The organism is Pseudomonas sp. HD57-3 (assembly GCF_056113135.1).
Genome location: NZ_CM148568.1, coordinates 1,810,048 through 1,832,058, shown reverse-complemented (window position 1 = coordinate 1,832,058; position 22,011 = coordinate 1,810,048). Strand labels below are relative to the sequence as shown.

Annotated in this window: 23 protein-coding genes; 11 read left to right on the top strand and 12 right to left on the bottom strand. The window is 61.0% G+C overall.

Annotated elements, in window-relative coordinates:
- The first annotated feature begins 88 nt into the window (after nt 1–88).
- The 3 genes from AC0R79_RS08295 (at nt 89) to AC0R79_RS08285 (ending at nt 3,378) form a co-directional block, all read left to right on the top strand.
- On the top strand, nt 89–1,165 hold the full coding sequence (locus AC0R79_RS08295; RefSeq protein WP_474734054.1) for a DUF748 domain-containing protein: 1,077 nt from the start codon (nt 89–91) through the stop codon (nt 1,163–1,165).
- Between the two features lie 176 nt (nt 1,166–1,341).
- The gene (locus AC0R79_RS08290) at nt 1,342–2,187 is read left to right on the top strand and encodes an AAA family ATPase (protein ID WP_007911294.1); all 846 of its coding nucleotides are present in this window, start codon (nt 1,342–1,344) and stop codon (nt 2,185–2,187) included.
- 12 nt (nt 2,188–2,199) lie between these two features.
- Nucleotides 2,200–3,378 carry a vWA domain-containing protein gene (locus AC0R79_RS08285; protein ID WP_016771218.1) on the top strand — a complete coding sequence of 393 codons (1,179 nt, stop codon included), beginning with the start codon at nt 2,200–2,202 and terminating at the stop codon, nt 3,376–3,378.
- A gap of 37 nt (nt 3,379–3,415) precedes the next feature.
- On the opposite strand, the gene AC0R79_RS08280 is transcribed toward AC0R79_RS08285, so the two are convergent.
- The 4 genes from AC0R79_RS08280 to AC0R79_RS08265 are packed head-to-tail and all read right to left on the bottom strand — an operon-like array spanning nt 3,416 to nt 7,127.
- Complete coding sequence (locus AC0R79_RS08280; RefSeq protein ID WP_474734051.1) at nt 3,416–4,330, bottom strand: 5-oxoprolinase subunit C family protein; 915 nt, start codon at nt 4,328–4,330, stop codon at nt 3,416–3,418.
- A complete protein-coding gene (gene pxpB / locus AC0R79_RS08275; protein WP_115076908.1) occupies nt 4,327–5,031 on the bottom strand; it encodes a 5-oxoprolinase subunit PxpB in 705 nt (234 codons plus the stop codon). Before pxpB ends, AC0R79_RS08280 begins: the two co-directional genes overlap by 4 nt.
- Nucleotides 5,028–5,780 carry a 5-oxoprolinase subunit PxpA gene (locus AC0R79_RS08270; RefSeq protein ID WP_474734049.1) on the bottom strand — a complete coding sequence of 251 codons (753 nt, stop codon included), beginning with the start codon at nt 5,778–5,780 and terminating at the stop codon, nt 5,028–5,030. Before AC0R79_RS08270 ends, pxpB begins: the two co-directional genes overlap by 4 nt.
- A gap of 60 nt (nt 5,781–5,840) precedes the next feature.
- Nucleotides 5,841–7,127, bottom strand: a complete 1,287-nt coding sequence (locus AC0R79_RS08265) for an MFS transporter (protein WP_474734047.1) — start codon at nt 7,125–7,127, stop codon at nt 5,841–5,843.
- A 146-nt stretch (nt 7,128–7,273) separates the two neighbouring features.
- Between AC0R79_RS08265 and AC0R79_RS08260 the strand changes: the two genes are divergently transcribed.
- On the top strand, nt 7,274–8,188 hold the full coding sequence (locus AC0R79_RS08260) for a LysR family transcriptional regulator (protein ID WP_221533392.1): 915 nt from the start codon (nt 7,274–7,276) through the stop codon (nt 8,186–8,188).
- An 81-nt stretch (nt 8,189–8,269) separates the two neighbouring features.
- Here the strand turns inward: AC0R79_RS08260 and AC0R79_RS08255 are convergent, their stop codons facing one another.
- The 4 genes from AC0R79_RS08255 to ltrA form a co-directional block, all read right to left on the bottom strand.
- The gene (locus AC0R79_RS08255) at nt 8,270–8,812 is read right to left on the bottom strand and encodes a DUF2937 family protein (protein WP_007956487.1); all 543 of its coding nucleotides are present in this window, start codon (nt 8,810–8,812) and stop codon (nt 8,270–8,272) included.
- Nucleotides 8,813–8,825: 13 nt separating this feature from the next.
- Entirely contained in the window at nt 8,826–9,602 is a 777-nt protein-coding gene (locus AC0R79_RS08250; RefSeq protein ID WP_007956486.1) for a class II glutamine amidotransferase, read from the bottom strand.
- A gap of 16 nt (nt 9,603–9,618) precedes the next feature.
- Nucleotides 9,619–10,119, bottom strand: coding sequence for a hypothetical protein (locus AC0R79_RS08245; protein WP_007956485.1), 501 nt, complete (start codon nt 10,117–10,119; stop codon nt 9,619–9,621).
- Between the two features lie 95 nt (nt 10,120–10,214).
- The gene (gene ltrA, locus AC0R79_RS08240; RefSeq protein WP_474734044.1) at nt 10,215–11,912 is read right to left on the bottom strand and encodes a group II intron reverse transcriptase/maturase; all 1,698 of its coding nucleotides are present in this window, start codon (nt 11,910–11,912) and stop codon (nt 10,215–10,217) included.
- Between the two features lie 1,150 nt (nt 11,913–13,062).
- On the opposite strand from ltrA, the gene AC0R79_RS08235 reads away from it, so the two are divergent.
- Both AC0R79_RS08235 and AC0R79_RS08230 read left to right on the top strand, forming a co-directional pair.
- The gene (locus AC0R79_RS08235; RefSeq protein ID WP_474734043.1) at nt 13,063–15,117 is read left to right on the top strand and encodes a S9 family peptidase; all 2,055 of its coding nucleotides are present in this window, start codon (nt 13,063–13,065) and stop codon (nt 15,115–15,117) included.
- A gap of 108 nt (nt 15,118–15,225) precedes the next feature.
- Nucleotides 15,226–15,699: a cyclic nucleotide-binding domain-containing protein gene (locus AC0R79_RS08230; RefSeq protein WP_007956482.1), complete on the top strand. Its 474-nt coding sequence runs from the start codon at nt 15,226–15,228 to the stop codon at nt 15,697–15,699.
- Here AC0R79_RS08230 and AC0R79_RS08225 read toward each other — a convergent pair.
- The gene (locus AC0R79_RS08225; protein WP_039772629.1) at nt 15,696–15,980 is read right to left on the bottom strand and encodes a hypothetical protein; all 285 of its coding nucleotides are present in this window, start codon (nt 15,978–15,980) and stop codon (nt 15,696–15,698) included. The genes AC0R79_RS08230 and AC0R79_RS08225 overlap by 4 nt on opposite strands.
- A 79-nt stretch (nt 15,981–16,059) precedes the next feature.
- On the opposite strand from AC0R79_RS08225, the gene AC0R79_RS08220 reads away from it, so the two are divergent.
- From AC0R79_RS08220 to AC0R79_RS08205, 4 genes are all read left to right on the top strand, one after another.
- Nucleotides 16,060–16,746, top strand: coding sequence for a spermine/spermidine synthase domain-containing protein (locus tag AC0R79_RS08220; RefSeq protein ID WP_474734040.1), 687 nt, complete (start codon nt 16,060–16,062; stop codon nt 16,744–16,746).
- Between the two features lie 49 nt (nt 16,747–16,795).
- Complete coding sequence (locus tag AC0R79_RS08215) at nt 16,796–17,167, top strand: YajD family HNH nuclease (protein ID WP_007944009.1); 372 nt, start codon at nt 16,796–16,798, stop codon at nt 17,165–17,167.
- A 195-nt stretch (nt 17,168–17,362) separates the two neighbouring features.
- Nucleotides 17,363–17,833: an RNA methyltransferase gene (locus AC0R79_RS08210; RefSeq protein ID WP_007958066.1), complete on the top strand. Its 471-nt coding sequence runs from the start codon at nt 17,363–17,365 to the stop codon at nt 17,831–17,833.
- An 81-nt stretch (nt 17,834–17,914) separates the two neighbouring features.
- Nucleotides 17,915–18,292: a YgaP family membrane protein gene (locus tag AC0R79_RS08205; RefSeq protein WP_007958064.1), complete on the top strand. Its 378-nt coding sequence runs from the start codon at nt 17,915–17,917 to the stop codon at nt 18,290–18,292.
- 3 nt (nt 18,293–18,295) lie between these two features.
- On the opposite strand, the gene AC0R79_RS08200 is transcribed toward AC0R79_RS08205, so the two are convergent.
- On the bottom strand, nt 18,296–19,525 hold the full coding sequence (locus AC0R79_RS08200; RefSeq protein ID WP_474734037.1) for a hypothetical protein: 1,230 nt from the start codon (nt 19,523–19,525) through the stop codon (nt 18,296–18,298).
- 20 nt (nt 19,526–19,545) lie between these two features.
- Nucleotides 19,546–19,995: a YcgN family cysteine cluster protein gene (locus tag AC0R79_RS08195; protein ID WP_007958058.1), complete on the bottom strand. Its 450-nt coding sequence runs from the start codon at nt 19,993–19,995 to the stop codon at nt 19,546–19,548.
- A 279-nt stretch (nt 19,996–20,274) separates the two neighbouring features.
- Here AC0R79_RS08195 and AC0R79_RS08190 point away from each other — a divergent pair, with 279 nt between their 5' ends.
- Complete coding sequence (locus AC0R79_RS08190; protein ID WP_085605592.1) at nt 20,275–20,868, top strand: nitroreductase family protein; 594 nt, start codon at nt 20,275–20,277, stop codon at nt 20,866–20,868.
- 120 nt (nt 20,869–20,988) lie between these two features.
- On the opposite strand, the gene AC0R79_RS08185 is transcribed toward AC0R79_RS08190, so the two are convergent.
- Nucleotides 20,989–21,921 (bottom strand): D-2-hydroxyacid dehydrogenase, encoded by a 933-nt coding sequence (locus tag AC0R79_RS08185; RefSeq protein WP_007958054.1) that lies wholly within the window; start codon nt 21,919–21,921, stop codon nt 20,989–20,991.
- Nucleotides 21,922–22,011 lie beyond the last annotated feature (90 nt).

Sequence of the window (22,011 nt, the reverse complement as noted above, 5' to 3'; positions counted from 1 at the left end):
TAAGCCTGTTGCCTCTCTCAGTCCAGTCGGGCCGAACGTCTGCGGCAGGCGGCAGTCAATCGCTTTACACCGTTCGGGATTTGCTGCCATGAAGCGTCGCTACCGCTGGCCGTTGTGGATTCTCGCCACTGTTGTGGTGTTGCTGGTCGCCCTGCACATCGCCCTGCCCTACCTCGTGCGTGACTATCTGAATGACAAACTGGCCAACATGGGCGACTACCGCGGCCAGATCACCGACGTTGACCTGGCGCTCTGGCGCGGGGCCTACAAGATCAACGGCCTGAAAATCGTCAAGGTTGACGGCAAGGTGCCGGTGCCGTTCGTCGATGCGCCGCTGATCGACCTGTCCGTCAGCTGGCATTCGCTGTGGTACGACCATGCGGTGGTGGCGCAGGTGAAGTTCTTCAAACCGCAAGTGAACTTCGTCGATGGCGGCGCCAACAAGCAGAACTCCCAGACCGGTCAAGGCACCGACTGGCGCGCGCAGCTGGGCAAACTGCTGCCGATCACCCTCGACGAGGTGCAGATCAACGATGGCCGCATCAGCTTTCGCAACTTCAACTCCAAACCACCGGTGAACATGAATGCGACCAATGTCGACGCCAGCATCTACAACCTGACCAACGTGGTCGACACCAAGGGCAAACGCGACGCCCGCTTCGAAGGCAAAGCCCTGCTGCTGGGCCATGCGCCGCTGGAAACCACCGCCACCTTCGACCCGCTGAGCAACTTCGAAGACTTCGAATTTCGCCTGCGGGCCCGGGACATCGAACTCAAGCGCATGAACGACTTCGCCTCGGCCTACGGCAAGTTCGACTTCAACGCCGGTCACGGCGATGTGGTCATCGAAGCCGCCGCGACCAAGGGCCAGCTCAAGGGCTACATCAAACCGCTGCTGCGCGACGTCGACGTATTCAACTGGCAGCAGGATGTCGAGAACAAGAACAAGGGCATCTTCCGCTCGATCTGGGAAGCACTGGTCGGCGGCACCGAAACCGTGTTGAAAAACCAGGGCAAAAACCAGTTCGCCACCCGCGTCGAACTCAGCGGCAGCGTGCACCAGCAAGATATCAGCGCGTTCGAAGCGTTTTTACAGATTTTGCGCAACGGATTCATCCAGGCCTTCAATGCCCGGTATGAACGGCCGAAGCCGGATGCGGGTTAGCGCACTTGCTCAACTCGCTCTCGGCCGAAACTGAGTCAACATGTGACGCCCCATTCAGAGACTGAATAAGCCGTCTGCGTTCACAGTCGACCGGGCCGCGCGTTATAGTCGGGCATCCGATTATTTCGCCCCCGCCCTGCCCGTTCAGGTCGGCGTTACCGTTCGAGGATTAGCAGATGAAGTTCGAAGGCACCCAGGCCTACGTCGCCACCGATGACCTGAAGCTGGCGGTCAACGCCGCCATCACCCTGGAGCGGCCGCTGCTGGTCAAGGGCGAACCGGGCACCGGCAAGACCATGCTCGCCGAGCAACTGGCCGAATCGTTCGGCGCCAAGCTGATCACCTGGCACATCAAGTCCACCACCAAGGCCCATCAGGGCCTGTACGAGTACGATGCGGTCAGCCGTCTGCGCGACTCGCAACTGGGCAATGAAAAAGTCCACGACGTGCGCAACTACCTGAAGAAGGGCAAGCTCTGGGAAGCGTTCGAGTCCGAAGAGCGGGTCATTCTGCTGATCGACGAAATCGACAAGGCCGACATCGAGTTCCCCAACGACCTGCTGCAAGAACTCGACAAGATGGAGTTCTACGTTTACGAAATCGACGAGACCATCAAGGCCAAGAAGCGTCCGATCATCATCATTACCTCCAACAACGAGAAAGAGCTGCCGGACGCCTTCCTGCGCCGCTGCTTCTTCCACTACATCGCCTTCCCCGACCGCACCACCCTGCAGAAAATCGTCGATGTTCACTACCCGGACATCAAGAAGGATCTGGTCAGCGAAGCGCTGGACGTGTTCTTCGACGTGCGCAAGGTGCCGGGCCTGAAGAAGAAGCCTTCGACCTCCGAGCTGGTGGACTGGCTGAAACTGCTGATGGCCGACAACATCGGCGAAGCGGTGCTGCGCGAGCGCGATCCGACCAAAGCCATCCCGCCGCTGGCCGGTGCGCTGGTGAAGAACGAACAGGACGTGCAACTGCTTGAGCGCCTGGCGTTCATGAGCCGTCGCGGCACCCGCTAAGAGGCTGATGCCATGTTGCTCAACCTGTTCAATGAAATGCGTGCAGCCAAGGTGCCGGTCTCGGTGCGCGAGCTGCTCGACCTGATCAACGCGCTGAAACAGCGCGTGACCTTCGCCGACATGGACGAGTTTTACTACTTGTCGCGGGCGATTCTGGTGAAGGACGAACGGCATTTCGACAAGTTCGACCGTGCGTTCGGCGCCTACTTCAATGGCCTGGAAAAGCTCGACGATCACTTGCAGGCGCTGATTCCCGAAGACTGGCTGCGCAAGGAGTTCGAACGCTCGCTGAGCGACGAGGAACGCGCGCAGATCCAGTCCCTTGGCGGTCTGGACAAGCTGATCGAAGAGTTCAAGAAACGCCTGGAAGAACAGAAGGAACGCCACGCCGGCGGCAACAAGTGGATCGGCACCGGCGGCACCAGCCCGTTCGGCTCCGGCGGTTTCAACCCGGAAGGCATCCGGGTCGGCGATGCCGGCAAGCGCCAGGGTAAAGCGGTGAAAGTCTGGGATCAGCGAGAGTACAAGAACCTCGACGACTCCGTGGAGCTGGGCACCCGCAACATCAAGGTCGCCCTGCGCCGCCTGCGCAAATTCGCTCGTCAGGGCGCGGCGGAAGAGCTGGACATCGACGGCACCATCGACCACACCGCCAAGGACGCCGGCCTGCTGAACATCCAGATGCGCCCGGAACGGCGCAACACGGTGAAGCTGTTGCTGCTGTTCGACATCGGCGGTTCGATGGACGCCCACGTGAAGATCTGCGAGGAACTGTTCTCGGCCTGCAAGACCGAGTTCAAGCATCTGGAGTACTTCTACTTCCACAACTTCATTTATGAATCGGTGTGGAAGAACAACATGCGCCGCACCTCCGAGCGCACGTCGACCCAGGACCTGCTGCACAAGTACGGCGCCGACTACAAAGTGATTTTCATCGGCGACGCCGCGATGGCGCCTTATGAAATCACCCAGGCCGGCGGTAGCGTCGAGCACTGGAACGAAGAGCCGGGTTACGTGTGGATGCAGCGCTTCATGGAGAAGTACAAGAAGCTCATCTGGATCAACCCGTACCCGAAAGATACGTGGGGCTACACCTCGTCGACCAATATCGTGAGGGATTTGATCGAGGACCAGATGTATCCGCTGACGTTGCGCGGGCTGGAAGAAGGGATGCGGTTTCTGTCCAAGTAATCCGCAATGGCTCCCCCGCCAGCGGCGGGGGAAACAATCAAAAACGCTTCAGGTACTCGACGTGTTCCCGGTGTGCAACTTCTTGTACCACCGGGCGCAATCTGACCTTCGCCCCCGGCAGACACTGCGCCAGGCGGGCCAGCGCCAACGGCGTCAACGCTCCCAATCGCGGGTAACCGCCAATCGTCTGCCGATCATTGAGCAACACGATCGGCTGTCCGTCCGGTGGCACCTGCACCGCGCCCAGCGGGATGCCCTCGGAAATCATCGGCTTGCCCTGATACTGCAACGCCGTGCCCAACAGACGAATACCCATGCGATCGGCGCGACTGTCCAGCGTCCAGGCGCTGTTGAATGCATCAAACAGGCTCTGCCCGCTGAACTGACCGATCTGCGCGCCCAACACCAGATCGAGCGGCGCGTCGAGGTGCAGATCCGGTCGATGCTCCGCCGGGACCTCACGCACCAATAGGGTGTCGCCCTGATAACCCAGCGAAGCGCCCTTGGCCAACGGCAAGCCAAAACCATCGAGGCCACCGAGCTCCTCGCGTACCACCGTGGCACTGCTGCCCAGCACTTTCGGCGCGTTGAAACCACCGGGGGCCGCCAGATAGGCCCGCGCCCCGAGCAACGGCTGGGTGAACTTCAAGGTCTGCCCTTTGCGCAGTTTGAAACTGCGCCACGGCGCCAGCGCTTCACCGTCGATCTGCGCGCCAAGATCGGCACCCGTCAATGCCAGCAGGCAATCTTCTTCAGCCGCTACCGTGAACCCGCCGAGGGTGATTTCAATCACCGGCAAGTCCAGATCATTGCCCAGCAGCCAGTTGGCCCAGGCCATCGACCGCCAGTCCGCCGCGCCGCCCTGGGTCGCGCCCAGATGGCGCACGCCGAACCGCCCGGCGTCCTGCAACAGGCACAGCGGTGTGCTCGCTTCAATCGTCAGTCGGCTCATGCGAGGGCCTCCAGAGGCGTGTCGTCACCGCCGAGGCGGATGAATTCGGCATGGCTCACCGCTTCGAAACGCACGGTATCGCCGGGCTGCATGAGGCTGTAGCCATCGCGTTCACGGTCGAAAAGTTTTGCCGGCGTGCGGCCGATCAGGTTCCAGCCACCGGGAGACACCACCGGATACGCCGCTGTCTGCCGCTCGGCGATGCCGACGCTGCCGGCGGCGACTTTCTTTCGTGGCGTATTAAGACGCGGTGCTGCCAGGACTTCTTCCACCAGCCCCATGAAGGCAAACCCCGGCGCAAAGCCAAGGGCGAACACCTGGTATTCCCGAGCGCTGTGACGGCGGATCACTTCTTCCACCGACAAACCGCTGCGTTGCGACAGCAGGCTCAATTCCGGTCCGACGCTAAGGTCGTACCACACCGGCAACACATGACACTGGCCGCCCGTGCGCGCATTCGGCGACAGGTCGATCAAGGCTTCGGCGATCAATTCCCGAGCCTGACCCGGATTCAATTCGGTCAGGTCGTAATGCACCATCAACGTGGTGTACGACGGCACCAGATCGATCAGATGTGCGCCGAACACCGTGCGCAACCGCTCGCTGGCGGCAAGCATCCACGGCATGTTGGCTTCGGCGATTTCATCGAACAGGCGCAGCATCAGGCAATCCAGCGCTACCACTTCCACCCGCGGATTCATGGCGCGCTCTGCTCGTTCAGGGCCTGACGAATGCGCTGCACGGCTGCCACTGAACTGGCGTTGTCACCGTGCACGCACAGCGTGTTGGCTTGCAGGTGCAGCACGCTGCCGTCGCTGGCGGTGAGGTTGTCGCCACGGGCGATAGTCAGCGCTTGCCCGATGATGGTTTCGGAATCGTGATGCACCGCGCCGGGGAGTTGTCGCGAAACCAGTCGGCCGGCGCTGTCGTAGGCGCGATCGGCGAAGGCTTCGAACCACAGGGTCACGCCGTATTCGTCACCGAGTTGCTGGGCTGCCGTGTTGTCGCGGGTGGCCATCAGCATCAGCGGCAAACTGCGGTCGTAAGCCGCGACAGCCTGGATCACGGCCCGCAGTTGCGCCGGGTTGGCCATCATGTCGTTGTACATCGCGCCGTGGGGTTTGACGTAACTGACTTTGCCACCCTGGGCACGGCAAATGCCGTCGAGGGCGCCGATCTGGTAATGCAGGATGTCTTGCAGTTCCTGGGCGGTGTAAGCCATGGAGCGGCGGCCGAACCCGACCAGATCCTGATAGGCCGGATGCGCGCCGATCTGCACGCCGTGGCTCAGGGCCAGGCTGACGGTCTTGCGCATGATGCCCGGGTCGCCGGCGTGAAAACCGCAGGCAATGTTGGCGCAATCGATGAAGGGCATGACTTCCGCGTCCAGACCCATGGTCCAGCTGCCGAAGCTCTCGCCGATGTCACAGTTCAATAGCAGGCGGCTCACGGTGAACACTCCTGTAGCTTTTGTCTTTTTTTATCGTAGGGCGTTGTCGCAGGTTATCAGTTACTGCGCGTCCAGTTGCTTGCCACGGGTTTCCGGCAGGCTCAACGCCGCGAGGATCACCACCCCGTAGGACACTGCCGCAAAGGCACCGATGCCTACGCTCAGCGGTACTTTCTGGCTGAGCAGCCCGATCAGCAGCGGGAACAATGCTGCCAGCGCCCGGCCGATGTTGTAGCAGAAGCCCTGCCCCGAGCCGCGAATCCGGGTTGGAAACAACTCGGTGAGAAACGCGCCCATGCCACTGAAAATCCCCGAGGCGAAGAAGCCCAGCGGGAAACCCAGCCACAGCATCACGCCGTTGCTGACCGGCAATTGGGTGTAGAGCAGAACGATGGTGAACGAGCCGACCGCGAACAGGATGAAGTTCTTCTTGCGACCCAACAGGTCGGTCAAATAGGCGCTGATCACATAACCGACGTAGGAACCGATGATCACCATCGCCAGATAACCGCCGGTGCCGAGTACGCTCAAGCCGCGTTCGTTCTTCAGAAAAGTCGGCAGCCAGGAGGTGATCGCGTAGTAACCGCCGAGGGCGCCGGTGGTCAGCAATGAGGAGCGGATCGTGGTGAAGAGCATGCCGGGGGCGAAGATCTCGTAGAACTTCGAAGGGCTGTCCGGAGTTTGCTTGGCTTTGGCTTCGCGGTAGATCTCCGGATCTTTCACCAGACGGCGGACGAAAATCACGAACACCGCCGGCACGATGCCGAGGATGAACAGTGCGCGCCAGGCGTCTTCCGGTGGCAGCACTGAGAACAGCAGCGCATACAGAATCGCCGTCAGGCCCCAACCCAAGGCCCAGCCGGATTGCACCATGCCCACCGCTTTGCCGCGATCCTTGGCGCGGATCACTTCACCGATCAGCACGGCGCCGGCGGTCCATTCACCACCGAAACCGAAGCCCATCAGGGTGCGGGCGATCAGCAGCTGTTCGTAGTTCTGGGCGAAGCCGCAAAGGAAAGTGAAGAAGGCGAACCACAGCACCGTCAATTGCAGGGTGCGCACGCGGCCGATGCGGTCAGAGAGAATCCCCGCCACCCAGCCGCCGATGGCCGAAGCGATCAGGGTGCTGGTGTGGATCAGGCCGGCCTCGCCGGTGGTGATGCCCCACATCGCGATCAGGGTCGGCACCACGAAGCTGAGCATCTGGGTGTCCATGCCGTCCAGACCGTAGCCGATCTTGCAGCTCCAGAAGGTCCGGCGCTCTTGCTGATTGATGTTTCGATACCAGTCGAACGGGCCGGGACGGGCCGCAGTCTTGGGGAGGTTGAGGGTGTCGGGCGCACTCATGGCATGTCTCCGCAGGCTTTTATTGGTCTTGTTCGAAGCTCCGACGACGCCTATCGTGGGAACCGGATGCGTCGATTCTTGGGTGCGTCACCCGGTCGCGTCCAACGAATAAAAACCCGCCCAAGACATAAGAAAAATTTGTTGCCATGAACCTGAAGTTTCTCGAAACCTTCGTCTGGGTCGCCCGGCTGAAAAGTTTTCGCCTGACCGCCGACAAGCTGTTCACCACCCAGGCCTCGATTTCCAGCCGGATCGCGGTGCTCGAAGGCGAGCTCGGGGTGAAGCTGTTCCTGCGTGATTCACGCGGCGTCAGCCTGACGCCCGAAGGTTTGAAAGTGCTGGACTATGCCGAGCAGATGCTCGACACGATGCAGGCGCTGAAGCAGTCGATCGAGACCCGATCGAGCAAGGTCGGCCGGGTACGGATCGGGGTGATGGACACGGTGATTCACACCTGGCTCAGCCCGCTGGTGGCGCAGATGACCGATCTGTACCCACGGGTGGAAATCGAGCTGGTGGCGGATACCTCGCTGAACCTCTGCGATCAGCTGCAAAAAGGCTTTCTCGATCTGATCCTGCAAACCGATCTGGTGCGCCAGGAAAGCGTGCGCAGCCTGGAGCTGGCCAGCCACCCCATCGGCTGGATCGTCGCCAGCAATTCGATCTACAACCGCGACTACCAAAGCCTCGCCGACCTGGCGCAGGAACGGATCATCACCTACTCGAAAAACTCACGGCCGCATCAGGACATCCTGGCGTTGATGCAGGCCCAGGGCGTGCTGGCGCCACGGTTGAACTGTGTGAATTCGGTGTCGGCGATCACCCGACTGTTGCGCGACGGGTTCGGCATTGGCGCGTTACCGCCGGTGCTGGTGGCCGAGGAACTGGCGCGGGGGGAACTGACCCTGCTCGACATCGAACAGCGTCCGCCGAATTTGCAGGTGGTGGTGTCGTGGCGGGTGGGTGTGGAATGGGTCGAGGAGATTGTGACGCTGTGTCAGCAGGTGCTGGAGGGGTATGCGCGCAAGGTGGGCGAGAACTACGTCGTGCTCGCCCCTTGATCGTTCCCACGCTCTGCGTGGGAATGCAGCCCGGGACGCTCCGCGTCCCTCGCAAGCCCAGCGCGGAGTATCCGTTGAGGCTCAGAGCCCGCGCACATCCCGGTCTTCGATCGGCCGGCTCTGGCGCAGGCGCTTGCCGCCCAGCACCACCCAGTCGATCAGACGGAACAGGCATTCAAGACCGAACGACAACAGCAGCGCGCCGCTCATCCCCCAGATCATCGCTTCCGGCGTCAGCAGGATCTGGTAGCTGTAGCCGTTCCAGGTTTCCTTGCGGATGTCCGGGTCGGCGGCCAGCACCACTTGCAGGAAGCGGATGTACCACGGGCCCTGCATCGCCTGGAATTGCTTGTCCAGCGCCAACTGACGGTTGAGCAAGGTGCTCAAGCTGTCGGCATCGCTGCGAAACACCGGGTCTTCGCTGGCACGGTAATGGGCGACCAGCGCCTGGATATCACCTTTGAAGAACTGCTCGGCGGTGCCCTGGAAGCCGCGCAGACCGGTCTGCGCCTCGATCAGGTGTGCTTCGACCCGCTTGGCGTAATCGTTGATGAAGCCCGGCACCTGGACACCGATCAACAGGCCCGCCGCAAACAACACCAGCCGTAGATAACTGAGCAACATGGGGGTGCAATCCTTATTCGGTCGTGCCTTGGCTGACGCATTCGCCGCGTCGCCACAGGCTCCATTGGCCCGGTTCGTAGCGGGTCCAGGTTTCGTTTTCGGTCAAGGGTTCGGTGGCAATCACCGTGACCACGTCGTTGGGCGTGGTTTCGGCCTGGAAATCGACGATCACATCGACGTCCTTGAGCCGCGCCGGGCCGAACGGTGCGCGTCGGGTGATCTGCGCCAGTTTGGTCGAGCAATAGCAGAACAGCCAGTCGCCGTCGCTGAGCAGGCAGTTGAACACGCCTTTGCTGCGATATTCGGCGCAGGCCGCGACCAGATCCGGCAGCAGCACTTCTATATCGACCGGTTCCGGAAACGCTGCACGTACGCGGTTGAGCAAATCGCAGAACGCCGCTTCACTGTCGGTATCGCCGACCGGGCGGTAGAAACTCTTGATCGGGGAGAAATCGGCGAGCTGGCCATTGTGCGCGAAGCACCAGTTGCGGCCCCACAATTCACGGACGAACGGGTGGGTGTTGGACAGGCAGACCTTGCCGACGTTGGCCTGGCGGATATGACCGATGACCACTTCACTCTTGATCGGATAGCGCTGCACCAGATTCGCCACTTCCGATTCGCTGCTGGCCGCTGGGTCCTGGAACAGGCGCAGCCCACGACCTTCATAGAAACCGATCCCCCAGCCGTCGCGGTGCGGGCCGGTGCGACCACCGCGCTGCATCAGCCCGGTGAAGCTGAACACGATGTCGGTCGGCACGTTGGCACTCATGCCCAGTAATTCACACATGTGCGGACTCTCGTGATTACAGACGCGGCTCGACCCGCATGCGCTGCGGATTGCTTGGCACCGGCGGGCGACCATAGCGGTCATCGCCGGCGCCGCCGAACGGTTGATCGGCGTCCCGCTCGTCATCGGCCCGGGCCGCTGCGCGGGCGGCTTCAGCCTGTTCCTTGCGGGCCTTGGAGGCGCGCTCGATCGGCAGGCGGATCAGCACGAAAATCAGGTACAGGCCGAACGCGATCATGGCGTACATGAGCAATTCGGAAATCGCGCGCCAGGCGTTGTTGCCGACCTTGAACGCCAGATCCAGCGCCGTGATGGCGATGGCCGGGGCGAATTTTTCCTTCACCGGGTCAATGATGGTCGGGCTGAACAGCAACACCGCCATCAATACACGCAGCGGCTCGCGCAGCCAGCGCCACATCCAGCGGGTCATGCGCATCCACACCAACAGGCAGCCCACGGCGGCAAAGGCGTAAAGGCCCCAGGCGATCAGATAGTCGTTCTCGGTCATGGTGTCCATGGCAAGGCAGGCAAGTCGGGTAGAGACAGACCATTACTGGTCTGCCTCCCCCTAAGAACCGTACGTGCGCCTTTCAACGCATACGGCTCAAGTCTTTAAAAAGCCCCGGTTGGGGCCGGCTTGTTTACTGTCAATCCACGGCTGTGTAGCTGCTGATGACAAACTGGATGCAATAGTACTCGGTTATCCAAGGTGTCTCCACCGCCTTGGGAGCGGTGGATTACATGATGGTCGTGCCACCCGCTTTCCTTGGTAATCGGCTGATTGCACAGCGGACATAGACCTTTTTGGCTTTGAAAAAGACTTACGATCTGTTTCCGATACTTCAGCTTTTTAAGCATTCGCACCATTCGCAATTTCTCTCCCATTTCCTCCATGGAAGGATCGAAGGGGTTGTATTCCCCGCTCACCTTTCTATGCCGCTCGATCGCAGTGCTCACTATTGAGTACAGAGGAGCTATTGCTTTCGTCCCGTCCGTCCTCATCGCCGTGGTGGCGAATACCCAACTTCTGCCTTCATGGGGTTGGAAATAACCTCTCCTGACCCATTCCAACGATTTATTTGGGTGTCGCCTTTTCGCCCAACGCCAAAGAGCATGGAAAACAGAGTTATCCATTCTGCTAAACGCCTTCTTGGCAACCACTGGCTGGTGGTACATCGCCCAGCCACGCAGTATCGGATTCAGCCGTTGGATTAGATCCTCTTGCTTTGCCGTTTTGTTGGTACTGATGACGTCCTTCACCTTGCGATAGAACGATTTCACGTTTTTCTTGCTTGGCTTGATCAGGAGCTTTCCCTCGTACTTGCGGAAATTCCATCCCAGAAAGTCAAAGCCTTCGTCAATGTGGACCACGCGGGTTTTCTCGAGTGACAGCTGCAACCCCCGCACGGCGAGGAATTGCTCCACCCAAGGTTTGATTTCGCTTTCCAGCATCTCTTTCGAGTTTCCGGTAATCACAAAGTCATCCGCATAGCGCACCACATTGATTTTCAGTTTCTTGGCCTTCGTCACACCCAAATGTTGCTTGAGTTGTGATTCCAGCCCGTCCAGCACCAAATTTGCCAAGGTCGGCGAGATGATCCCGCCTTGTGGCGTACCGGCATCCGTTGCCAGAAGTTGGCCTTTATGAATCACTCCAGCCTTTAGCCATTTCCGGAGAATCATTTTGTCCGTAGGGACATTGGCGATCAGCCAGTCATGGTTGATGTGGTCAAAGCAACCTTTGATGTCCGCCTCCAGTACCCATTCGGCCGAGACCTTCTTGGATAAGCAGATGAACAGCTGTCCCATCGCGTCCGCGGTAGAGCGCTCGATCCTGAAGCCGTAGCTGTTCGGATCTCCGGTGGTTTCTGCAATGGGCGCCAGAGCCAGTAGATACAACGCCTGCATGGCCCTGTCAGTCATGGTCGGAATGCCCAGTGGGCGCTCCTTCCCGTTTGACTTCGGAATGAACACACGCCTTAAAGGCCGTGGTTTGTATCCGTGGCGCTTCAACCCGTTTGCCGCTTTCCATTTGGCATCGGGTGTATCCCAGAGCACGCGGTCGACTCCAGCCGTGCGCTTGCCCTGGTTTTCAGTGACTCGCCGAACGGCCAAATATCTGGCCGAACGAGAGCGGGTCAGCATTCGTTGCAGGGAATTAACCCTGCGCCAATTGCCTTCCCGACAAGCCTTCGCAATCCGTAACTGCATCGCCCGGACATTCCGCTGAACACGCCACCAATCGATGTCATGCCATTGTTGCGGAGCGCCGGAAGGCGCAGACACGGCCGTAGGGCTGTGTACTTTCATGCTGCCTTCCTCTCAAGTTGCCTGAGCTGAAGACGTACGCATCCCCTGACGGGAATGGACGTCCCGTCAGGGCTGGATTAATGGGAAACCTCAACCGCAGGTTTCTGAAATTATTGAGACAGACTCAGTCAGAGTTCATGCGACGAAAGACCACGCAGAAGTCTGCACGGTTTCCCGTGGGGTGATGTTTCAACCCCTATCCGATCCATTACAGATAGGCTTTCGCTTTCTCTGCGATCCCATACCCGCACAGCCAACAGATCCCCTTGCGGTTCACCTGCCCGAAGGCAGCCATACGGGCTTACCACGTTCCCTGCCTGTCACACGATTGGTTTAGGGCCTGCCTTTTCGCCGGTGATCCTGATGACGACGTATCTCCAGCCTCTACAGAGATATCCGATCACTTTGCCTTTTGGCTCAAGCCTGACAGCTGTTTTGGCTTGTTTATAATTACGACGTTTATCAGCAGTTCACATATGTTGCCCATACCAACCAGCCTAGCGCCTCAACCCGGTTCAGCTCCGAGCATCTCCACATCCCCTCACGGTGGCTGCAGACCTTTTCAGGGGCTACGTTGTTAGAAAAGCTTCACACCTCATCGTTGCCAATGACGCATGTTTTCCTAGGCTATCGTTGGTCGCACAACGAGTCCGCTGCCAACTTGCGAGCAAGCCAGATGGACAATGACCGACAGAGCTTTCGCTCGAGTCTTCAGAGGGATAAGCAAGAACTGACAAAGTCAGCATGCTCAGAAAAGCGTTTCCTCCTGTTTCAGAAGCAGGAGAAAACCCTTGCGGGGATTCTTTCCCGCTGGGGTGGAGTTCTGTGAGAACCAAAAATTGAAGATGCATTCTAGAAAGAAAAAGATCCTTTCCCAGTCGATAGTGTCGAATGCTGATCGACTGTGGGCATGCCCCGCCGCAACGGTAAGTCCTTGAAGGCAGTGGACTTCTTTGATGGATTGTTATTCCGGAGATTGGGTACTCCAGCCTTGGCTGTAATCAAACAGCCCTTCAAGATGACCATCCACCTCGAAGTCTTGAAGACACGCTACGCGTGTCGCACAGAGGCGCTTATAGTAACGACTTTTCGCACGTCAGGCTTCCCCGCCGTCCGTGCGGCCCTTATTTGTCATGTCCGAGAGCTTTCCATGCCCGTATCCGCCAACGTCAGCAGCGCCCCGATTGCCCACAAGGCCGCCGGTCACGACCCGTACGCCTGGCTGCAGGAACGCGACACCGACGCGGTGCTCGACTACCTCAAGGCTGAAAACGACTATCAGCAGGAGCAGACCGCCGATCAGGCCGAACTGCGTGAAACCCTGTTCGAAGAGATCAAGGGCCGGATCCTCGAAACCGACCTGTCCCTCCCCTCGCCATGGGGCCCGTATCTGTATTACACCCGCACCACAGCGGGTGACGAATACGCCCGTCACTACCGCTGCCCGCGCCCGGCCGACGACAGCCTGACCCTCGATGAAAGCCGCGAACAACTGCTGCTCGACCCGAACGCCCTGGCCAACGGCGGCTTCTTCTCCCTCGGTGCCTTCAGCATCAGCCCGGATCACCAGCGTCTGGCCTACAGTGTCGATGCCTCGGGCGACGAGATTTACACGCTGTTCGTGAAGGAATTATCCAGCGAACGTGTCAGCGAACTGGAATTCCAGGACTGCGACGGCAGCATGACCTGGGCCAATGACAGCCTCACGCTGTTCTTCGGCGTGCTCGACGACACCCATCGTCCGCACAAACTGTTCCGCTATCGTCTGGACGGCACCGCCGCCGAAGAGGTCTTCCACGAGCCGGACGGGCGTTTCTTCCTGCATTGCTACCGCGCCAGCTCCGAGCAGCAATTGCTGTTGTCCCTGGGCAGCAAGACCACCAGTGAAGTCTGGGCGCTGGACGCCAATCAGCCGCAGCAGCCGTTCACTTGCCTGGCGCCACGGGTCGAGGATCACGAATACGACGTCGATCACGGCAAGCTCGATGGCGAGTGGACCTGGTTCATCCGCACCAACCGCGACGGCATCAACTTCGCCCTGTATCAGGCGCCGGACACCGGCATCGCACCGAGCGAAGCCGACTGGCAGAACCTGATTCCGCACAGCGATTCGGTGATGCTCGATGGCGTGACCCTCAACGCCGAAGCCCTGACCCTGAGCCTGCGCGAAGGTGGCCTGCCGATCATCGAAGTTCGCCCACACGGTCTGGCGCCTTATCGCGTGCAATTACCGGACGCGGCCTACAGCCTCTACGTGCAAAACAGCCTGGAATTCGAAAGCGACCGCATTCGCCTGCGCTATGAAGCGCTGAATCGTCCGGCTCAGGTCCGGCAACTGATCCTCGCCACCGGCGAACAGACTGTCCTCAAGGAAACCCCGGTGCTCGGCCCGTTCGACGCCGACGCCTACGTCAGCCAACGCCTGTGGGCGACTGCGCCGGACGGCACCCAGGTGCCGATCAGTCTGGTGATGAAACGCGAAATGGTCGGCAAAGCGGTGCCGCTGTACCTGTACGGTTACGGCGCCTACGGTTCGAGCCTCGACCCGTGGTTCTCCCACGCCCGCCTGAGCCTGCTGGATCGCGGCATGGCGTTCGCCATCGCCCACGTGCGCGGCGGCGGCGAGCTGGGCGAAGCCTGGTACCGCGCCGGCAAGCAGGAGCACAAGCACAACACCTTCAGCGACTTCATTGCCTGCGCCGAATTCCTGATCCTCAACGGCATCACCACCGCACCACAACTGGCGATCAGTGGTGGCAGCGCCGGTGGACTGCTGATCGGCGCAGTGCTCAACCAGCGTCCGGACCTGTTCGGCGTGGCGATTGCCGAAGTGCCCTTCGTCGACGTGCTCAACACCATGCTCGACCCGGATCTGCCGCTGACCGTCACCGAATACGACGAGTGGGGCAATCCGGAAGAGCCGGACGTTTACGAGCGGATCAAGGCCTATGCGCCGTACGAAAACGTCACCGCGCAGGCGTATCCCGCAACGCTGGTGATCGCCGGCTACAACGACAGCCGCGTGCAGTACTGGGAAGCGGCCAAGTGGGTGGCGAAATTGCGCGCGACCAAGACCGATGACAATCCTTTGCTGCTCAAGACCGAACTGGGCGCCGGCCACGGCGGCATGAGCGGGCGTTATCAGGGATTACGTGACGTAGCGCTCGAATATGCATTTGTTTTCAAGGTTCTGGGCGTTGCCTGAGGAACTCCGCCGGTCAGTCAGGTCTTAATTCCGGGCACCGGGAGCCGATAAGCAGATCGGCCCCCGGTGGCGAGCCTGCCACCCGACACAACAAAAAGACCGCACGACATGTCAGAACCCACTCTACTGAACAACGAAATCCGCGACTGGCTGATGGACTGCGGCCTGTTCGATCAATTGCAACTGGCGGATTTTGCCGCCGCTTCGGGCTACTTCAGCATCAGCACCGTGGCTGAAGGCGAAGCGATCTTTCGCGAAGGCGATGCCGGCAGTTTCATGTGCATCATCCACACCGGCCAGGTGGCCGTGCAGAAAACCGGCGGCGACGGCCAGGTCGTGACCATGGCCACCCTGCGCAGCGGCCGAGCGTTCGGTGAAATGGCCGTGCTCGACGGCGAGCGCCGCTCGGCAACATGCGTCGCGGCGAGCAATTGTCAGTTGCTCAACCTCGGCAAGGATTCGCTGGAAAAAATGCTCAACGACGCACCGAAGATTGCGGCCAAGATCATCCGCGCCCTCGCCGTCTCCCTGTCCAAACGCCTGCGCATGGCTGACGGCCAGCTCGCCGCCCAGCAGATCTAGCCTCCCGGGGATTTGGGTTTGCTGTCGTTCTGTTCCAGGCCCGGCAATGGCTGATCCTTGGTCGGCGGGCTGGGCATTTCGATCGGCACCAGCGGCGGGCCGCCACTGCCGGGGCCGGCCTTGGGAATCGGCACCGGGCTGATCTGCGGATACGGGGTTGGCGTCGCCGTGCCGGGCGAGCCCGGTTGCGGTGTCGGGCTGACGGGAATCGTCTGTTGCGCCTGTACGGCAGTTATCGAGAGCGCGGCCAGGGTAATGACCGTTAGAATGGTGCGCTTCATCAAGGGCTCCGTTGGCCTGAAGTCTGCCTTCAGGCTACTCCCAACGCGCCGGCTTGCCTTCCCCCCTGTAGAGATTTCCATGAAACGTTTCGTTCTGCTCGACACCACGCCGATCCCTGACAACGGCGGCGCCCTGTGCCTGTTCGAGTATGGCGAGGATTTCGTCATCAAGATCCAGGGCGGCGACGGCGGCCAATTGATGAACACCCGCATGCACGGTTCCGAAGACGCGCTGGCCGAGATCCCGTGCCGCAAGGTCGCCGGCCGGCCGGACTCGCGGGTGCTGATCGGCGGTCTGGGCATGGGCTTCACCCTCGCCTCCGCACTCAAGCATCTGGGCAAGAGCGCCGAAGTGGTGGTCGCCGAGCTGGTGCCCGGTGTGGTCGAGTGGAATCGCGGCCCGCTCGGTGAAAAGTCCGGACGCCCGCTGCTCGATCCGCGCACGGTGATCCGTCAGGAAGACGTGGCCAAGGTGCTGCAAAGCGAGCCGAACGGCTTCGACGCGATCATGCTCGACGTCGACAATGGGCCCGAAGGCCTGACCCAGAAGGCCAACAGCTGGCTGTATTCCGCCGCAGGCCTGGCCGCGTGCGCCCAGGCGATGCGCCCCAAAGGCGTGCTGGCGGTGTGGTCGGCCAGCGCCGACCGGCAGTTTTCCGACAAATTGAAGAAGGCCGGTTTCAAGGCCGAGGAAGTCCAGGTCTTCGCCCACGGCAACAAGGGCACGCGCCACACGATCTGGATTGCCGAGAAGCTCAAGGGCTGAGCTAAACTTGCCTCATAACCGTCATTAGTCTTTTTACAAAGGTGAACCCATGAGTTCGTCCACCCCGACCAACACTTCGAAGCTGGATCGCATCCTCGCCGACAACCAGCGCGACAAGGAAATGGGCTACCGCGACAAGGCCCTGAAGATGTACCCGCACGTGTGCGGCCGCTGCGCCCGTGAGTTTTCCGGCAAGCGCCTCAGCGAACTGACCGTACACCACCGCGACCACAACCACGACAACAACCCGCAGGACGGTTCCAACTGGGAACTGCTGTGCCTGTACTGCCACGACAACGAGCACTCGCGCTACACCGACCAGCAGTACTTCGGCGAAGGCTCGCTGAGCACGCCGAAAATCGCCAAGGCGACGCACAATCCGTTTGCGGCGCTGGCCGGGCTGATGAAAAAAGAAGACTGATCCCCCAACTCTGATCGTTCCCACGCTCTGCGTGGGAATGCCTCAAGGGACGCTCCGCGTTCCAGCTCTCGAATGGGACGCAGAGCGTCCCGGGCTGCATTCCCACGCGGAGCGTGGGAACGATCTGTCCTGAATCTGCCCGCCCTTACCCAATCCCCGTATAATCGCCCTCTTTTTCCCGAAGGCACCCCGCTCGTGGCAGACAAACGGTACAGCTGCATTGGTTTGTATAACCCCAAATCACCGGAAAACGTCGGTTCGGTGATGCGCGCCGCAGGCTGCTACGGCGTGTCGACCGTGTTCTATACCGGCAAGCGCTATGAGCGCGCCGCCGATTTCGTCACCGACACCAAGCGCGTGCACTACGACATCCCGCTGATCGGCATCGACGACCTGAAAAAGATTCTGCCGCTCAACTGCGTCCCGGTCGCCGTGGAACTGGTAGACGGCGCCCGTCCGCTGCCGGAATACACCCACCCGGATCGCGCCCTGTACATCTTCGGCCCCGAAGACGGCTCGCTGGATCAAGAGATCCGCGACTGGTGCGAAGACGTCGTGTACATCCCGACCACCGGCTGCATGAATCTCGCCGCCACGGTCAACGTCGTGCTCTACGACCGCATGGCCAAAGGCCTGAACACCCGTTCCGGGCCGAAATTCCGCTGAAACGCCGCACATCCGATGGAACGAGCTGACCGCCTGCGCAGTCAGCTTGTTTATCCATTACTCATTGCCTGGAGAAAGATCATGACCGAGCTCAAACGCGTCGAGCGTATCGAATCCACCCCGTTCCAAAGCCGTTCCGAGCAGAACGTCGAAGGCTGGGAGCGCATCGGCTCGCTGGCCGGCGGCGTGATCATGGTCGGCAAGGGCCTGCGCCGTGGCGGCGTATTCGGGTTGATTCAGGTGGCGATTGGCGGCGTGGCCATGGCCCGCGGCATCACCGGCCACAGCTCGGTGAAAAGCCTGCTGGAGAAAAGCCGTCAGGACATGAACAACGTGCGGGCGAAAATCGAGCGGGCCGGTGAGGAGCTGAGCAAGCTCAAGGCCAATGCCGAGGCGGCGACCAAAACCGCCACCGTGACCGGCAATGACTCGGTGAAATCGCCGAAAGCCGGGGTCTGACCGCTACCGAAGCAACCCGGTATCAAGGACTTTGGACGACTCGCCGAGAATGCTTTCGGCGAGTTGCACGAACTCTTTGGTATCCACCGTCCCCAAGTGCATCGCCCCGCGCAGCACGTCATCCAGCGAGCGCTTGTTGCGGGTCTTAAGGCGAATCTCGCCGTCCAGTTCCTGTAACAACAGCACCGCTTTCGACAGCTGCGCCGGGCTGATCTGCTCGCCGCGCAGGGTCGTAACCTTCTGGCTGTCCTTGGCCAGTTTCGCCTGTAACGCCTGATAGCGCTCGTCGCTCATCCCCCCGGCACGGCGCACCAGTTCGATCGCGTAATACTCGGCAACCCCCTCGCTGATCCAGTCGCTGCGCTGCTCGTCGTTGATCCGTCCAAACACCTGCGCCAGCTCGCGCACCAGTGCGCTGCTGCCGCTTTCGCTGACCAGCGGCAACCGCGTGTTGAGGTAGATCGACTCCCGTGCCGCCAGGCTGCCGCGCCACATCGGGTCGTTGGCACCGACGATCAACAGTTTGCTCGGATGACGGGGAAACACCGCCTGCACTTGCGGCCAGACAAACGTCAGCAGCGTCAGCACGTCCATCCGGCGCATGCCCTGCCCTTGCGGCGAGGCCACGGTGACTTCGGTCTCTCCCAGCCGGGTGCGACGGCTGCCAAGGTGGCCGGCGAGCATCCAGCCGGTCGGGCGGTCGAACAGGCGTGACGGATTGTCGATGCGGAATTTGTTCTTGCCGATGCGCGGCCAGGCAGTTTCGACGCTTTTCCAGCCGTCGGGCAATTCGAAGTGCAGACGCGCGACCAGTTCGATGCCGTCCTGCTGATCGAGCCTGGCCGGCGGCACCAGTTCATCGCCGCGCATCAACGCCCAGGTCGGGGTCATGCGCGTGTCGAAGCTGCCGTTCTTGCGGCCGTGGCTGATGCGTACGCGGTAGGTCAGGCTGGCCTTGTCCGCCGTCGGGCGCCATACGCCGCGTGCGTGTTGGCCCGGCGTCAGTTGCCATTGGCCGTCGGCCTTGAAATCGCTGTAGTGGCTGCCATCGCCGAGGTCGAAATCCATGCTGCGCACCGCCTCGCCTTTGGCGAGGGTCAGGCGTACTTCGGCCTGATCGCTCTGCGGCAGCAGGCGTACCTGATAATCCAGATCGACTTTCTTCGCCGCCCACACCGGCGCACTCAGCGCCAGCAACGTGACGATCAGCGCCCGGCGCAATCCCGTCGCCATACCTGCTCCTTGGTCAATCGTTAACCTGCGCGGAAAATCAGGTGATCTTCCCAGTCGTCTTCCGGCACGCTGCCTTCGGCGAGCATGCGCCCGGACTGGGAAATCCGTTCGTGGTGCACCGCGTCGCGATCACCGCAGACCAGGTGATGCCACAGCGGCAGATCCTTGCCTTCGCTGACCAGCCGATAACCGCAGGTCGGCGGCAGCCATTTGAATTCTTCGGCCTGGCCCGGGGTGAGCTGGATGCAGTCCGGGACAAACTTCATGCGGTTCGGGTAGTCGCTGCACTGGCAGGTTTTCAGGTCCAGCAGTTTGCAGGCGATACGCGTGTAATAGACGCTGTTGTCTTCTTCATCCTCGAGCTTTTGCAGGCAGCACAGGCCGCAACCGTCGCACAGCGATTCCCATTCCTCGTGATCGAGTTGATCGAGGGTTTTGCGTATCCAGAACGGTTCGACTTTGGCGGCCATGGCTCAAGCATCAACATCAGGTGGTGAAAAGGCCGCCAGTCTAGTGCCCAAGGCCCCGTGATCCAAGCGCTGGCGACTGCCGGTTGTGCAGGGCTTGTCAGTTTTTGCGCGGCCAAGTAGCTTTGCCGGTCACACCAGGCTTTTACCGGATGCCATAAACGCTCGACCGCGTTGCGTCCGGTGAACTGCAGGCTTGCGCCACGACCCCATCGTTCAGCCCAACTGATCCCGCCGGGTTTCGCTTCCAACCTGTCCTCAAACGTAGCAAGGAATCTCTCGATGAGTGCCAACCCTCGCGTTGCCGAATACGCCATTCACCCGCAGTTCACCGATCGCTGGTCGCCCCGCGCCTTCACCGGCGAAGCGATTTCCGAAGAAACCCTGCTGAGCTTCTTCGAAGCCGCGCGCTGGGCGCCGTCGGCGTACAACTCGCAGCCGTGGCGTTTTCTCTACGCCCGTCGCGACACCCCGAACTGGGAGCGTTACCTGGGCCTGCTCAATGAATTCAACCGCAGCTGGGCACAACACGCTTCGGCGCTGGTGATCGTAATTTCGAAAACCACCTTCACCGCACCGGGTGCGACCGAGGAAACGCCGGCGCTGTGGCACACCTTCGACACCGGTTCCGCGTGGGGTCATCTGGCGCTGCAAGCAAGCCTGAGCGGCTGGCACACCCACGGCATGGCCGGCTTCGATCAGGAGCTGACCCGCAAGGAGCTGAACATTCCGGAGGGTTATGCGCTGCACGCCGCCGTTGCGGTGGGCAAGCTGGGTGACAAGGCAACCCTGGCGGATTACCTGCAAGCACGGGAAACGCCGAGCCCGCGTCGTCCGCTGAGCGAACTGGCGGCTGAAGGCGACTTCACCCTCTAAGCCCCGCTTGATCGTTCCCACGCTCCGCGTGGGAATGCAGCCCGTGACGCTCCGCGTCACTGGACGCGGAGCGTCCCTTGAGGCGTTCCCACGCGGAGCGTGGGAACGATCTCTCTGGACTCAGTAACCGCGTGCGAAATCCACTTCCCCGCGCAACGCCTCTCCCGCCTGATACGCCCGCAAGTTATCCAGAAACAACTGCACCATCATCGGCGGCGAGGTCGGCGCCGAGCTGTGCCCGGTCAGCAGCAAGCCCCATGCGGTCCAGAACGGATGCCGTTGCGGCAGCGGTTCCTGACGGCAGACGTCGATCACCGCGCCGGCCAGATGGCCTTCCTTCAACGCTTCGACCAGATCCGCATCGACCACCGCCACACCGCGCCCGGCATTGATGAACAAACCGGTCGGCTTGAATTGCTTGAACAGCGCAGCGTCGTAGATATCGTGGGTGTGCTCGGTGTTGGGCAGCAGGTTGACCACGTAATCCGCTTCGCCCACCAGACGCGGCAAATCCGCCATCGAACCGACTTCGACAAACGGCGCCTGCTCGCGGGCGCTACTGGCGATGCCGTACAACTCGACGCCGAACGGCAGCAGGAACTGGGCCACGCTCTGGCCGATGTCACCGGTGCCGACGATCAGCACCTTGCGCCCGACCAGACTCTGGCCGGTTCGGTTGTCCCACTTGCGCTCGACCTGACTGACCAACCGCGCCAGTACTTCGCGCTCGTGGCCGAGCATGTAGGTCAGCACGTACTCGGCCATCACCTGACCGAAAATGCCGACCGCCCGGGTCAGGCGGTAATCCCGACGCAGGCCGTCGGCCAGCAGCGGCGTGATGCCCGCCCAGGTCGATTGCAGCCATTGTGGCTGGTGGCCCTGACGCAGCAGGGTCGCCAGCAGATCCGGCTGGCCCAGCCACACCGGGCAATCGACGGCCTGACGGGCCAGTTCGGCGGAGTCGCCGCTGGTCAGCACTTCAAGCTCCGGGGCCGCCTGACGCAGCAGTCGGGCGTATATCGCGTGGTCGTGTTCAGCAATCAGAACGCGCATCTTCAAACCTTTCGCAAACCGTGCAGGCGGCCGTCCACTTCGTGGCAGCCGTCGCCGTAAAAACCGTTCCAGGGGTTACAAGAGGCCCAG

Coding starts and splice junctions, on each gene's coding strand:
- AC0R79_RS08290 (WP_007911294.1), top strand. CDS start 1,342: ATGAAGTTCGAAGGCACCCAGGCCTACGTCGCCACCGATGACCTGAAG.
- AC0R79_RS08260 (WP_221533392.1), top strand. CDS start 7,274: ATGAACCTGAAGTTTCTCGAAACCTTCGTCTGGGTCGCCCGGCTGAAA.
- ltrA (WP_474734044.1), bottom strand. CDS start 11,912: ATGAAAGTACACAGCCCTACGGCCGTGTCTGCGCCTTCCGGCGCTCCG.
- AC0R79_RS08235 (WP_474734043.1), top strand. CDS start 13,063: ATGCCCGTATCCGCCAACGTCAGCAGCGCCCCGATTGCCCACAAGGCC.
- AC0R79_RS08200 (WP_474734037.1), bottom strand. CDS start 19,525: ATGGCGACGGGATTGCGCCGGGCGCTGATCGTCACGTTGCTGGCGCTG.
- AC0R79_RS08195 (WP_007958058.1), bottom strand. CDS start 19,995: ATGGCCGCCAAAGTCGAACCGTTCTGGATACGCAAAACCCTCGATCAA.
- pxpB (WP_115076908.1), bottom strand. CDS start 5,031: ATGAATCCGCGGGTGGAAGTGGTAGCGCTGGATTGCCTGATGCTGCGC.
- AC0R79_RS08295 (WP_474734054.1), top strand. CDS start 89: ATGAAGCGTCGCTACCGCTGGCCGTTGTGGATTCTCGCCACTGTTGTG.
- AC0R79_RS08245 (WP_007956485.1), bottom strand. CDS start 10,119: ATGGACACCATGACCGAGAACGACTATCTGATCGCCTGGGGCCTTTAC.
- AC0R79_RS08185 (WP_007958054.1), bottom strand. CDS start 21,921: ATGCGCGTTCTGATTGCTGAACACGACCACGCGATATACGCCCGACTG.
- AC0R79_RS08250 (WP_007956486.1), bottom strand. CDS start 9,602: ATGTGTGAATTACTGGGCATGAGTGCCAACGTGCCGACCGACATCGTG.
- AC0R79_RS08230 (WP_007956482.1), top strand. CDS start 15,226: ATGTCAGAACCCACTCTACTGAACAACGAAATCCGCGACTGGCTGATG.
- AC0R79_RS08190 (WP_085605592.1), top strand. CDS start 20,275: ATGAGTGCCAACCCTCGCGTTGCCGAATACGCCATTCACCCGCAGTTC.
- AC0R79_RS08205 (WP_007958064.1), top strand. CDS start 17,915: ATGACCGAGCTCAAACGCGTCGAGCGTATCGAATCCACCCCGTTCCAA.
- AC0R79_RS08215 (WP_007944009.1), top strand. CDS start 16,796: ATGAGTTCGTCCACCCCGACCAACACTTCGAAGCTGGATCGCATCCTC.
- AC0R79_RS08280 (WP_474734051.1), bottom strand. CDS start 4,330: ATGAGCCGACTGACGATTGAAGCGAGCACACCGCTGTGCCTGTTGCAG.
- AC0R79_RS08285 (WP_016771218.1), top strand. CDS start 2,200: ATGTTGCTCAACCTGTTCAATGAAATGCGTGCAGCCAAGGTGCCGGTC.
- AC0R79_RS08220 (WP_474734040.1), top strand. CDS start 16,060: ATGAAACGTTTCGTTCTGCTCGACACCACGCCGATCCCTGACAACGGC.
- AC0R79_RS08225 (WP_039772629.1), bottom strand. CDS start 15,980: ATGAAGCGCACCATTCTAACGGTCATTACCCTGGCCGCGCTCTCGATA.
- AC0R79_RS08255 (WP_007956487.1), bottom strand. CDS start 8,812: ATGTTGCTCAGTTATCTACGGCTGGTGTTGTTTGCGGCGGGCCTGTTG.
- AC0R79_RS08265 (WP_474734047.1), bottom strand. CDS start 7,127: ATGAGTGCGCCCGACACCCTCAACCTCCCCAAGACTGCGGCCCGTCCC.